Origin of the sequence: Solirubrum puertoriconensis (genome assembly GCF_001483135.1) — a bacterium.
In the GTDB taxonomy this organism is placed as follows: domain Bacteria; phylum Bacteroidota; class Bacteroidia; order Cytophagales; family Hymenobacteraceae; genus Solirubrum; species Solirubrum puertoriconensis.
On record NZ_LNAL01000008.1, the window covers coordinates 108,609 to 121,629 of the forward strand.

Annotated in this window: 8 protein-coding genes; 3 read left to right on the forward strand and 5 right to left on the reverse strand. The window is 60.2% G+C overall.

Translation table 11 applies throughout. The annotated features are described in order from the left end of the window. Positions 1–67 precede the first annotated feature (67 nt). A complete protein-coding gene (locus ASU33_RS14615) occupies positions 68–481 on the forward strand; it encodes an Imm50 family immunity protein (RefSeq protein ID WP_059071605.1) in 414 nt (137 codons plus the stop codon). Positions 482–595: 114 nt separating this feature from the next. Here the strand turns inward: ASU33_RS14615 and ASU33_RS14620 are convergent, their stop codons facing one another. Beyond that, positions 596–3,664: a M16 family metallopeptidase gene (locus ASU33_RS14620; protein ID WP_059071606.1), complete on the reverse strand. Its 3,069-nt coding sequence runs from the start codon at positions 3,662–3,664 to the stop codon at positions 596–598. 215 nt (positions 3,665–3,879) lie between these two features. Here ASU33_RS14620 and ASU33_RS14625 point away from each other — a divergent pair, with 215 nt between their 5' ends. Next, the gene (locus tag ASU33_RS14625) at positions 3,880–5,580 is read left to right on the forward strand and encodes a M28 family metallopeptidase (RefSeq protein ID WP_059071607.1); all 1,701 of its coding nucleotides are present in this window, start codon (positions 3,880–3,882) and stop codon (positions 5,578–5,580) included. Between the two features lie 84 nt (positions 5,581–5,664). Here ASU33_RS14625 and ASU33_RS14630 read toward each other — a convergent pair whose 3' ends face one another. Then, positions 5,665–7,500: a family 10 glycosylhydrolase gene (locus ASU33_RS14630; RefSeq protein WP_059071608.1), complete on the reverse strand. Its 1,836-nt coding sequence runs from the start codon at positions 7,498–7,500 to the stop codon at positions 5,665–5,667. A 76-nt stretch (positions 7,501–7,576) separates the two neighbouring features. Beyond that, a complete protein-coding gene (locus ASU33_RS14635) occupies positions 7,577–8,686 on the reverse strand; it encodes a glycosyltransferase (protein ID WP_059071609.1) in 1,110 nt (369 codons plus the stop codon). Positions 8,687–8,833: 147 nt separating this feature from the next. On the opposite strand from ASU33_RS14635, the gene ASU33_RS14640 reads away from it, so the two are divergent. Continuing rightward, entirely contained in the window at positions 8,834–9,256 is a 423-nt protein-coding gene (locus tag ASU33_RS14640; protein WP_160328205.1) for a hypothetical protein, read from the forward strand. Positions 9,257–9,334: 78 nt separating this feature from the next. Here ASU33_RS14640 and ASU33_RS21830 read toward each other — a convergent pair whose 3' ends face one another. Both ASU33_RS21830 and ASU33_RS14650 read right to left on the reverse strand, forming a co-directional pair. Continuing rightward, entirely contained in the window at positions 9,335–11,047 is a 1,713-nt protein-coding gene (locus tag ASU33_RS21830) for an MFS transporter (protein WP_286130572.1), read from the reverse strand. Between the two features lie 88 nt (positions 11,048–11,135). Beyond that, positions 11,136–12,992, reverse strand: a complete 1,857-nt coding sequence (locus ASU33_RS14650) for an alpha-amylase family protein (RefSeq protein WP_078063166.1) — start codon at positions 12,990–12,992, stop codon at positions 11,136–11,138. Positions 12,993–13,021 lie beyond the last annotated feature (29 nt).

The following is a 13,021-nucleotide window of genomic DNA, read 5'->3' on the forward strand; positions in this document are numbered from 1 at the left end:
GCTGCGGAACCTAGCTTCAATAAGAAGGCGTAAGCCAAGTATCTGCCTCGACGTAAACCTAGGAAGTATGGCCGAACCAGAAAACCTTGTAGTGAGCCGAATTGGCAACGCCGAGGCTATTCGTGAGCATTTCGGCCATTGGCCTAGCTTTCACGATGCTGAAATCACCAGGGTGGTTTTCGATGCTAACCCTGGGTATCATGCCTCAGTCACGTTTTTCATAACCGTTTCTGCAACGTATACACACGTTGATGATCGTGGCCACCACAAGCAAACCAAGCAGTGTGATATAGAACTGCAGTTCGTCGGCATTAAGGAGTTAGAGGTTGACTACTTCGGGCATCAGAATGTCATTTTTGAATTGCTATTAGAAGAACAAGGCAGCGACATCAAGTGCACCTTCGATGCTTCGGTTGGTATGGATGCGTTTATCGTGGCCGAAGAAGTGCGTGTAGCCGGACTAACTCCACGGAAGCAGTAGAGATGCTTCGACGAGCTCAGCATGACGTTCTGAGAGCACACAGCATATAAAAACGGGGCGTTGCCACTGCGGCAACGCCCCGTTTTGCTTCAGGAGTTGGTTACGACCTAGGGCTTAGTCAGCCTTTTCGGTTTTCACTTTCTCCTTGCCGCCGTCTTCGTCGGATTTGCTCTTGCGCTTCTCCTTCTTGCCGTCGGCGTCTTTCACTTTGGTTTTGCTCTTCTTGTCGGAAGTAGCGGGGGCGGCAGCCGGAGCAGCGGCCGGGGCCGGAGCTACTTCGGCAGCTACGGCCGGAGCCACGGGGTTGCCATCGGCATCCAGCTCAATTACCTCGTAGCCCAGTTGCTTCAGCTCGGGCAGGTACTTCTTGTCGCCCACGGTTACGATGTACATGTTCTCGGCGGGCAGGTACTTCTGCGCCATGGCCGCTACATCTTCCTTGGTCAGCTTCTGCAGAATTTCGGCCTGCTTGGACACGTAGTCGGTGGGCAGGTCGTACTCTACCAGGCGGGCCAGGAAGCTGGCTTTCTGCTGGCCGGTTTCGTACTTCAGCGCATCGCTCTGGCCAATCGAAGCTTTCAGGAACTCCAACTCCTCGTCGGTGATGCCGGTTTTGCGGAAGGTCTCGATTTCCTTCATGAACTCGCGAACCGACGCAGCCGAGGCATCGGCGCGCACACCCGCTTGGGCGGTGTAGGGGCCAGCGTAGCGCGAGCCGCTAAAGCCCGAGCGGGCACCATAGGTGTAGCCTTTGTCTTCGCGCAGGTTCAGGTTGATGCGCGAGTTGAAGGCACCACCCAGGATGTAGTTCATCAGGTAGGCGCGGTAGTACTCGCCGGTGGCGTCGTAGGGCAGGCCTAGGTAGCCAATGCGGATTTCCGACTGCGGAGCACCGTCCTTGTTCACGAAGTACAGCTTTGTTTTATCAGCCTTAGCAGCCATGTTGCCGGCGGGCAGCGTCACGGCTTTCTGCTGCCACTGGTTCAGGAAGGTCAGCTTCGGCTCGATGGCTTTCTGGGCAGCGTCGCTTACTACCACCAAGTGGCTGATGTTGGGCGCGTAGTTCTCCTGGTAGAACTTCTTCACGTCGTCGAGCGTGAGGGCCGACACGGTAGCGGCCGTACCCGAGGTGGGCACGCTCATGATGTCGCCGGCACCGTAGAGCAGGCGCGAGAAGGTTTTATCGGCCACCATCACCGGCTGCGTGTTCTGGTTGGCAATGCCTTCCAGCGTCTGCTTCTTGATGCGGTCGAAATCGGCTTGGTCGAAGCGCGGGTGCAGCAGGCGCTGCTCCAGCAGGGCCAGCGTCTTGTCGAGGTTTTTGGTCAGCGACTGCACGTACACCGTGGTGTTGTCGGTGCCGGGGCTTACCGAAATCTGGCTGCCCAGCTTCTCCAACTCGGCCGAAAACTGCTCGGCGGTGTATTTCTCGGTGCCTTCGTTCAGCAACGAAGCCGTGAGCGAGGCGATACCAGCCTTGTTGCGGTCGTTCTGCTCGAGGCGGTGGCCACCGCGGATGGTGAGCAGCATGGTAGTCGTCGGCATCTCGGCGTTTTGGGTGCCGATTACCTTCAACTTATTAGGCATTTCGCTCTTCCACACGGCGGGCACAGCCACCATGGGGCTGGTACCGGCTTTGGGCTGCTTCGTGCGGTCGAAGTTGTCCTTGGCCTTCACGTACTTCAGGCCAGCGTACTCGTCTTTGGGGGCTTTGAAGCCGTCCTTCGATACGGTGTAGTTGTCGGCCTTAGCAACGAGGTCGGGCGAGGTTTTGGGCACCACGCTCAGTACCACGGCGTGTTTGCCTTGAACGTATTGCTTAAATACGCGCTGCACATCGGCCTTGGTAAGCGACTGAATGCGCTTCAGCTCCACGGGCAGCAGGTTGGGGTTGCCCGTCTGGTACTGGTAAGCGGCCAGGGTGCTCACTTTGCCGCTCACGCTGTTGAGGCGGTTAATGAGGTTGGCTTCGGCCGAGGCTTTGTAGCGGGCTACTTCCTCGTCGGTGATGCCGCGCTTAGCCAGTTCGTCGATCGAAGCACGCATGGTGGCTTCGAGGTCGGCCAGCGGCTTGCCGGGGTAGCTCAGGCCAACCAGCGTAAACTCGCCGCTCAGCTCGGAGGTGGGGTGGTACGACTGGGCTTGTACGGCCTTCTGGGCTTTTACCAAATTCTGGTACAGCGGCGAAGTTTTCGAGCCACCCAGGATTTCGGCCAGGGCGTCGAGGGCTACTTCGTCGGGGTGGTTGCCGGGCACCGTCGGGAACACCATCTGCAGCATCGGGAAACGTACGTTGTCCTGGTAGCTGGTGTAGCGGTCTTGCGTCAGTTGCGGAGCAGGCAGCTTCATGTTCTGCACCTCGGGGCCGCGCGGAATCGAGCCGAAGTACTTCTCTACGAGCTTTACCACGTCGGCGGCTTTCACGTCGCCACCCACGGTTACGGTAGCGTTGTTGGGGCCGTACCAGCGCAGGAAGAAGTTCTTGAGGTCTTGCAGGTCGGAGCGGTTCAGGTCCTCCAGGTAGCCGATGGTCAGCCAGCTGTAGGGGTGGCCGTAGGGGTACAGGGTTTTAGCTACGTACTCCGACGCTAGGCCGTAGGGGCGGTTGTCGTAGTTCTGGCCGCGCTCGTTTTTTACGGTGGCGCGCTGCACTTCAAACTTCTTCTCCGTTACGGCGTCGAGCAAGAAGCCCATGCGGTCGGCCTCGAGCCACAGCGCGGTTTCGAGCTGGTTGCTAGGTACCGTTTCGAAGTAGTTGGTACGGTCGCGGTTGGTAGTACCATTGAGGGTACCGCCAGCGGCCGTTACGGTTTTAAAGTGCTGCTCGTCGGCTACGTTATCCGAGCCTTGGAACATCATGTGCTCGAAGAAGTGCGCAAAACCCGATTTGCCGATGGTTTCGCGGGCCGAACCTACGTGGTAGGTTACGTCGACGTGGGCAATGGGGTCGGAGTGGTCCTCGGCCACAATCAGCGTCAGGCCGTTGGGCAGCACGTACTTCTCGTACGGAATGGCTACCTCACCGGCTTTGCGGGTAACTTTTTCTACTAGGCGCGTGCCGCCGGTGGTGGCTTTGGCTGCAGTCGCTTTAGCGGCGGGTTTGGCCTGTGCCTGGGCTAGCTGCGGCGTACCTGCCGACAGGAAAGCACCTAGGCCCAGCAGCAACAGTTGGTTGCGGGTCATAAGTGAGAATAGAGGAGTTAGAGTGAAGCCAAGTTAAGGACTGTAAGGTAAAACGCGCTGTGTGGCGAAACCTATTCGCGCGAATGACGTAGCCCGCGGCGCAAGGCTGCGTGCTACGGCCAACATATCGTGCTATTTTTTTGGCGCTTTGGGCTGCCTAGGTCATTTTGCCACTTCAGGCATTGCCAGGCCTTCTTTTCCACCAACCAAATCCTATGCGTTTCTTCGCTTTAGCCCCTGCGGCGGCCGCTTTATTGCTGCTCGCCGGCTGCCAAGGGCAATCATCGTCGGGCTCGGCCGCAACCGCCAGCGCCCCAGGCCAAGTTCCGGCCGACAGCATTAGCGCCCGCGACATTGGCGAGCATATTCGGGTACTGGCCTCCGACGAGTTTCAGGGGCGCAAGCCATTTACCGCGGGCGAAGAAAAAGCCACTGCCTACATCGCGGCCGAGTTTAAGCGCCTAGGACTGCAGCCCAGCCCCAACGGCACGTACTTTCAGCCGGTGCCGCTGGTCGAAATTACCGGTACCCCCGCCGCTACCATGCAGGTAAGCGGCGGCAAGGGCCAACCGCTTACCCTGAAACACCTGCAGGACTACGTGGCCTTTACCGAACGTGAGCAGCCGAAGGTGAGCCTCACCAACTCGCCGTTGGTGTTTGCCGGCTACGGCGTAGTGGCGCCCGAGTACAACTGGAACGACTACGCCGGGCTCGATGTGAAGGGCAAAACCGTGGTGGTGCTCATCAACGACCCGGGCTTTGAAATTGGCGACACCACGCTCTTCAAGGGCAAGGCCATGACGTACTACGGCCGCTGGACCTACAAATACGAGGAGGCCGCCCGCCAAGGCGCCGCCGGGGTGCTGATTGTGCACAACACCAAACCGGCCTCGTACCCCTGGGGCGTGGTGCAAAGCAGCTGGACGGGCGCCAAGCTGTACCCGCAAACGGCCGACAAAGGCGCCTCGAAGCCAGCCATTGAAGGGTGGGTGCAGCTCGATGTAGCCAAGCGCCTGTTTGCGGCCGCGGGCCAGAACTATGACGAAGCCTTTGCCGCGGCCAACAAACGCGGCTTCCGGGGCCGGCCCCTAGGTAACCTGGCCGTGAGCACCAGCGTGAGCAACCAGCTGCGCCGCACCGAGTCGAAGAACGTGGTGGGCGTGCTGCCCGGCACCACCCGCCCCGACGAGTACATCCTCTACACCGCCCACTGGGACCACATTGGCGTGGGCCCTGTCGTGGCTGGCGACTCCATTTACAACGGGGCTATTGACAATGCCTCGGGCGTGGCCGCCCTCATGAGCATCGCCAAAGGCTTTGCCCGCGCTAAGGAGAAGCCTGCCCGCAGCATTGTGTTTGTGGCCGTAACCGGCGAAGAGCAAGGCCTGTTGGGCTCGGCCTACTACGCTGCGCACCCGCTGTTTCCGCTGCACAAAACCGTAGCCGATTTGAACATGGACGCGCTTTCGGCCGCGGGACCCATGAAGGACCTGACGGTGGTAGGCTATGGCCAATCGGAGCTGGATGAGTACGCCCGCGACGCCGCCCAGGAGCAAGGCCGCTACATCGCCCCCGACCCCACGCCCGAGCAAGGCAGCTTTTTCCGCTCCGACCACTTCAGCCTGGCCCACGTGGGCGTGCCGGCTTTGTACGCCAGCGGCCGCGCCGAGCACCGCACCAAAGGCACCAGCTACGCCACCCAGCAGCGCGAGGAGTACCGCAGCAAGCACTACCACCAACCCTCCGACGAGTACACGCCCGAGCAGTGGGACCTCACGGGCATGGAGCAGGATGCGCGCTTGCTATTCCGGGTGGGCCAGCGCCTGGCCGGCGAAACCACCTTCCCGCAGTGGAAAGCCGGCTCCGAGTTTAAGGCCATCCGCGAGAAAAGCCTGAAGGCCGCGCCGCGCACCTAGGCGCTGCCTGTTTTTTTAATCATCACAAAAACGTCCCGGCAGCTCTGCCGGGACGTTTTTGTTGTGGCTGAAACCCTAGGTCAGCTACCGCGCTAGCAGCACCTTTTGCTGCCAGGTGCCATCGGTAGTGGTTAGCCTGATGATGTAAATGCCCGCAGGCAAAGCCCCGGCCCGCAGCGTTACGGTGTGCCGGCCTGCCGCGTGGCGGCCATCGGCTAGCTGCGCTACTTGGCGCCCCGTGAGGTCGTACACGCGTACGCTGGCCTGGCCGGCCGCTGGTAAGCGGAAGCTTAGCTGCGTGCTTTCGCTGAAGGGGTTGGGGAAAGCCGGCTCCAGCACGGCGGCAGCTACGGCAGCGCGGTTGGACAGCACCGTTGAGAACTGCTCCACGGGGGCGCTTTCGTTATGCAGCCGGTCGAGGGCCGTTACGGTGTACAGGAACTGCGGCGTACCCGTTTGGGCCGGCACCCGGTAGCTGGTGCTATCCTGCACCGACAAAATGTGCGCCGAGTTGGCAACGTCGGCGGCAGTGGCGGGGCCGGTATGGTAGGGCACCCGGTACACCACGTACCAGCGGGCCAGTTCGCCATCGGGGGCGGCGGGGCCGGGCTGCCAGCTTAGCCGCACCGAGCCAGCCGCTTCGGTTTGCATGCTGGCCTGCACCGGCGTGGCGGGCGGCACGTCGTCCTTCCAGGGCATGGTGGGCGGCAGGGCCCGGTGCCGGTAAAAGTTGGTGCGCAGCGAGTCGGCCACACCTAGGGGATTGGCCAGCAGTTCGGTGCTCTTGTAGAACATGCTGCCCTGCACATTGTCTTGCTGCCGCGCCAAGCGCAGCTGCGAGGGGATTTGCGTGGGCTGATTAAAGGCATCGGTAGCCGAGGCGCTTACCTTGTAGGCCGCGTGGCCAATGTACACGTGGCGCGGCATGGTGCTGAGCACCTGCTGGCTCCACCACGGCACAATCAGGTCGTAGCGGGCGGCTGAGGTGGTGCTGGTCCAGTACACCTGCGGCGCTAGGTAATCAACCCAGCCTTGCTGCAGCCACTTGCGCGAGTCGGCAAAAATATCGGAGTAGCTCTGGAAGGCTGTGGTGGCCGTGCCGCCCACGCTGGTGCCGTTGCGCCACACGCCGGGCGGCGAAATACCAAACTTAATGCGCGGCTTGGCCGCCCGAATGCTATCCGAAATGGTGCGCACAAACAGGTTGATGTTGTCGCGGCGCCAGTCGCTTTTGTTGGTGATGCCGCGCGGATCGGCCAAAAATGCGGCTTCGTCGTCGAAGGTGACGCCGCTCTGCGGGGCTGGGTAGAAGTAGTCGTCGAAGTGAATGGCATCCACGTCGTAGCGGCGCACCACCTGCATTACTACTTTGGTGAGATACTCGCGCACGGCCGGCAAGCCGGGGTTCAGGACGCGCAAGGTGCCGTAGGGCACCACCCACTCGGGGTGCAGCTTCGATACGTGGTTCTCGGCCACGCTGGAGGTGTTGGCGTTGGTTACGGCGCGGTAAGGGTTCAGCCAAGCGTGCAGCTCCAGCCCGCGCTTGTGCGCCTCCCGAATCATGAACTCCAGCGGGTCGTAAAGCGGCTGCGGCGCGCGGCCTTGCTGCCCCGTTAGCCACTCGCTCCAGGGCTCCAGGGGGCTAGGAAAAATGGCATCGCCCGAAGCCCGAATCTGCACCACTACGGCGTTGATGCCGTTGGCCTTGTGCCGATCGAGCAGGCTGATGAAATCGGCGCGTTGCTGCGCTGGTGTAAGGGTTTTGCTGCGGGGCCAATCGAGGTTGAACACGTGCGCCACCCACACGGCGCGCATCTCGCGTTTGGGGTGGGCCGGCGTTTGGGCCTGGGCACCTAGGCTTAGCCCCGCGAGCAGCAAAGCACAGCCCGCGCGGACTGCATAAGCGTAAGCTTGCTTCATGAAGAAATAGATTGGGTAGGAATGGAACGAGCTGTAAGTATAGCACTTCGGCCCCGCCTCCCCTACCCAGCCCAGCCTACACTTCGGCCCACACGTAGCGGCGCTCCTTCCAGTTGATGTGACCCGGCATGAGGGTGTAACCAATTACCAGCAACGACATGCCCGCCAGGTAGAACTCATATACCAGTAACACCCACAGTTTTTCGCGGCGGCCTACCTGCCGCAGACTGCCCCACAAAAACAGCACCTGCAGCAGCACTTTCAGGCCGAACACCAGCGGCGTAAAAGGCCACGAGATAAACGGCGGGCAAAACAGCACCGTGTAGAACAGGCCATACATGCCAAACAGCCCCGACAGATACCACGGCAGCCGCGTGGTGCCGCGCATCCAGCGTTTGCGCTGCTCCAGTAGGCACTTAACGGTAGGCTGCGGCACCGATACGCCCAGCACGTGGCGGTGCCACAGGTTGCGGTAGCCCCAGCCCGCTTGCACAATGCAGGCGAACAGCTGCAGGTCTTCGGTTATCTGAAAAGCCAAGGTTTCGTAGCCACCGATGCTGTTGTAGGCCGCACGCGTTACGAGCATGTTGTTGCCTACTGCGGTTACGGGCAAGCCCGCATCCGACAGAATCCGGATTACGCTTAGGCCAAACAACCAATCGAGCCCTTGCAGCCGCCCAAACAGGCCGCCCTCGGCCGTTGTAGAACCGGTTACCACGCCTACCCGGCCGCCGTTGTCGATGTCGGCAGCGCCGAGCATGTACTGCACCCAGTCGGGCGCCATAGCCATGTCGGCATCGGTGAGCAGGAAGTAGTCGGCCGTGGCTTGGCGGCTCAGTTGGGCAATGGCGTTGCTCTTGCCTTTGGCTTTGCCCACCGGCGCACCAATGCGCACCAACCGAAACTGCGGCTTATCCTTGATGAAGCGCTCCACGATGGCGGCCGTGTCGTCGGTCGAGTGGTCGTCGCCGATCAGGATTTCCAGCTTATCAACGGGGTAGTTGAGTGCGGCCAACGCCTGCAAGCAGCGCTCGATGTTAGCCGCCTCGTTGCGGGCCGGCACCAGTATGCTTACCATTGGGCGGGCCTTGGCCGCCGCCGGCACCCGCCGAGCCCATAGCAGCCGCACTAACAGGTACAGGCACACGCCAAAAAACACAACGAAGAATGCGTAAAGGAGTAACATAATAGCAGGCTTTCAGGATTCTGGTTGTGCGGCTTCTGCCTTACGTGAAATAACCTAGGTATAGTTACCGACGAGATACCGCCGAGCTGCCTGCCAGGCGCCCTTGTGGCCGCTACCTTTGAGCCCCCTCTTGTGCAAATCGCCGCTATGCACGCTGTTAACCACCACGATTACCTCCGCCTGTCGTACCGCCCCGATCTGCAGCTGCTGTTTATGCGCTGGGTGCGGCCCGTATCGTCGGAGGAACACCGCTCGGGCTACGCCGCCGCTCTAGAGCTGGCCCAACCGCACCAAAGCAACCACTGGCTTATCGATCTGAGGTCGCGCGGTTTAGCTTCGGTCGAAGATTTGATGTGGGTGCTGACTACCTTCCGGGGCCTGTTGCAACAAAGCGGCCTGCCCGCACCTAGGCGCTTGGCTTACCTGGTTACGCCCTACCAGGCCGAAACCATGGATGAACGCCTCCTCACGCTCGAGCCAACTATTGCCGAGCACATCCGGCGGGGTGCCGATGTACATCATTTTACCGAAGAACTACCCGCCCAAGATTGGCTGCGCCGTAGCTCGTAACCCTAGGTGCTACCAAAGCAAACAGCCCCGGCTGCACAGTGGCAGCCGGGGCTGTTTAGCGTAAAATCAACTTGGTTTTTACGCCTGCGGATTGGTAAGCACCGGCGTGTCGTAGCCGGGGTTTTCCATCACGGCCGCCACGTGCGTGTCGTCGTCGTCGCGCACGCGCAAGGTGAGCAACCCAGCCAGCAACATGCTTGCCCCACCTAGGGCCAGCGTGTTGAGGGTATTGCCCTGGAAGATGTTTACCGTGAAGTACCCTAGAATAGTGGCCGCCACGATTTGCGGAATCACGATGAAGAAGTTGAACACACCCATGTAATAGCCCATGCGGTTGGCCGGCAGCGAGCCGGCCAAGATGGCGTAGGGCATCGAGAGGATGCTGGCCCAGGCAATGCCCACCAGCGCCATCGACACGATGATGTAGTCGGGGTTGTTGATGAACCGGAGCGAAATCAGCCCCAGGCCACCCAGTAGCAAGCACAGCATGTGCGTGCGGCGGCGGCTGGTGCGGGCGGCAATCAGCGGAATGATAAAGGCAAACACCGCCGCCACACCGTTGCGCACCGAGGAGCACAGGCTCAGCCAGTCGGCGCCGTCGTTGTACTGCTGCTGCACGCGCTTGGCGGTTGCCATTTCGTTGGGGGTGAGCTGCCCTTTAGAAGTAGCGTAGTTAGCTAGGTTTAGCGTAATCACCTTGTCAGCTTGATCGGCCTGAAAACGGTCAATTTCTGCCACATCTTTCCGCAGAGACTTCAACTCGCCCCAGTTCTTTTTCGCAGCCGATGTTGGAGCAAACATTTCCGTAAAGAATGCTGTGATTTTTTCACCAAACGACTGCTTATCTGGTGCTTCAGCCTTCGCAGCTATGGCTGCTTGTGCTTCTTCGCGAATCACTTGTTCCTTAACCTTCTGGTACAGCGGCGCATCCACGCGCATGTTGTAGATGTTGCTGGTAACGGCGTTTGTGGAGTAAATCCACATCGAGAACAGCGCGAACCAGGTGAAGAACTGCACCACGGCCAGCTGGCGCATGGCCGCCGGCATGTGGAAAATGCCGGTGAAGGATTCGCGCAAACCGTCCCACATGCCCACCTTGGCGTTTTCGGCCCGGAAGGCTTCCATGTCCTCGGGTGGGGTTTCGGTGCTGGTGAATACCGTGTAGAGCACCGATAGCAGAAAGGCCGCTGCGCCCACGTAAAATGCCCACTTCACCGAAGGCGGAATTTCGCCGGCCGGGGCCGTATTGCTCATGCCCAGCCAGTTGGTAAATACCCAGGGCAGCAAGGCCGCAATTACCGAGCCTACCCCGATGAAAAAGCTCTGCATGGCAAAGCCCGTGGTGCGCTGCTCGGAGGGCAACTTATCGCCCACAAAAGCCCGGAACGGCTCCATCGAAATGTTGATGGAGGCATCCATAATCCAGAGCAGGCCGCCCGCCATCCAGAGCGCCGGCGAGTTGGGCATCAGGATAAGCGCCAAGCTGGCCAGCAACGCCCCGATGAGGAAGAAGGGCCGCCGGCGGCCAAAGCGCGGGCTCCAAGTGCGGTCGGAGAGGTAACCGATAATGGGCTGCACGAGCAGGCCGGTAACGGGCGCTGCAATCCAGAGTATCGGAATTTCATCCTTGTTGGCACCTAGGGTTTCGAAAATGCGGCTCACGTTGGAGTTCTGCAGCTCGAAGCCAAACTGAATGCCGAGGAAGCCGAAGCTCATGTTCCAGATTTGCCAGAACGAGAGCCGCGGCTTGTGCTGCGTGCCGGCCGGCACAGTGGCGGAAGCGGTGGCCATGAATGTAAGTGTGGTAATGAAGTGGTAAGCGGCAGGCCGTAAGTGAAACGCACAACCTGCCGCGTGTCACTTGTTCCCTGTGATTAATCTACAAAGGGTTGATTTCAAGCACTACTGCCGACAGCGGCGGCAGCGTAACGCGCGAAGTACTGCTTACAGCGCGGCCGTTCAGCACGTCGGTGTAGTTGAACTGCGTGCGCAGCGGATCGAGGCCCATCAGCTTCCAGGCCGTGGGCGGCACCTTAAGCGTGGGCACGTAGGTTTTGGTAGCGCTGAAGTTGACTACCACTAGCACGCGCTTGTTTTCGGTGTAGCGCAGGTAGGCGTACAGGTCTTTGTCGTTGTACTCCTTGGCGAGGTTGTTGGCGTCTTGCAGCTCGTAGAAACGGCCGCGGCGCAGGGCCTCGTGCGAGCTGCACAGGTTCAGCAAGCGGCTGTAGAAATCGCGCAGCTGCTTTTGCTGCAGGCTAAGCTTGCCGCCATCGAACTTGCCGCCGTTCAGCCATTTCTGATGCTCGGGCACGCCCCAGTAATCGAAGATGGTGGTGCGGCCGTCTTCGCCCGAGAAGCCCTCGGCTCCACGGCCCGGCTCGCCTACCTCTTGCCCAAAGTAAATCATAACGGGGCCAGAACCTAGGGTGGCCGATACCGTCATGGCCGGGATGGCGCGCAGCGGGTCGCCGGCGAAGTCCTTGGAGGCGATACGCTGCTCGTCGTGATTTTCCAGAAAGCGCAGCATGTGCGACGAGAAGCCGCGGCTTTCTTCGCTCCATACTTTGGTGATGTCCTCGGTTTTGCCCTCGCCGCGCATCAGGCGGCGCAGGCCGTCGTAGAGGCCCACCTTGTCGTAGAGGAAGTCGAATTTACCTTGCTCGATGTACTTGCGGTACTCCTTGGGGTTGTAGGCTTCGGCCAGGAAAATGATGTTGGGCTTCACCTTTTTCACCTCCGGAATAACCCAGGCCCAAAACTCCACCGGTACCATCTCAGCCACGTCGCAGCGGAAACCGTCGACGTCCTTTTTGGCCCAGTACACCAGAATGTCGCGCATTTTCAGCCACGTATCGGGCACGGGCTCGAAGTAGGTTTTGCGGCCGTTCTGGTAATCTACGCCGTAGTTCAGCTTCGTGGTTTCAAACCAGTCGTCGATTTTGGGCGCTTCCGAAAATACGTCGTTGCCAGTGGCTTTGGCTGGCGTTTCGGTGTATTTGCCGTCCTCTTTGGGGCCTTTGATGGCGGCACCTAGGGGGTCGTTGCCTTTGGGCACCACCAGGCTTTTGCCGGGCAGGTAGTAAAAGTTGTTGTTGACGGTGAAGGCTTTCGTTTTGTCGTCCTTTTCGCCTAGGTCAACCACGCCAGCGGGCTTGGCATCCGACTTATAGCTGCGGGCTACGTGGTTTGGAATGAAGTCGATGAGCAGCTTAAGGCCGTTTTTGTGGGTGCGCTGCACCAGGGCCTCAAACTCTTTCATGCGGTTTTTGGGGTCGGCGGCCAGGTCGGGGTCTACGTCGTAGTAGTCCTTCACGGCGTAGGGCGAGCCGGCGCGGCCTTTTACCACGTCGGCGTCGTCGAGGGCAATGCCCAGCTTGGAGTAATCGGCCATGGTGGCGTGCTCCAGCACACCAGTGTACCACACGTGCGATACGCCCAGCTTCTTCAGCTCTTGCAAGGCCGTGTCGTTGATGTCGTTGAACTTGCCGACGCCGTTTTCGGCTGCCGAACCGAAGGGCTTGTTGGTGGTTTTCTGGTTCCCGAACAGGCGCACCATCATCTGGTAGATGACGAGCTTATTGTCCTTCGGTACTTCGTCGGTGGTGTTGGGGTCGGCGGCTAGGTCGGCTACGTGGTCCACAGGCAAGGGGGCCGGGGGCGTATTGGAGTACAAGGTAAAGGAGGCCAGCCCTAGGCTTAACGCGGTGGCTGACAGGAGGAGGGAGCGTCGCATACGGCTGGTAAGTTAGGAAAAGTGCGAGG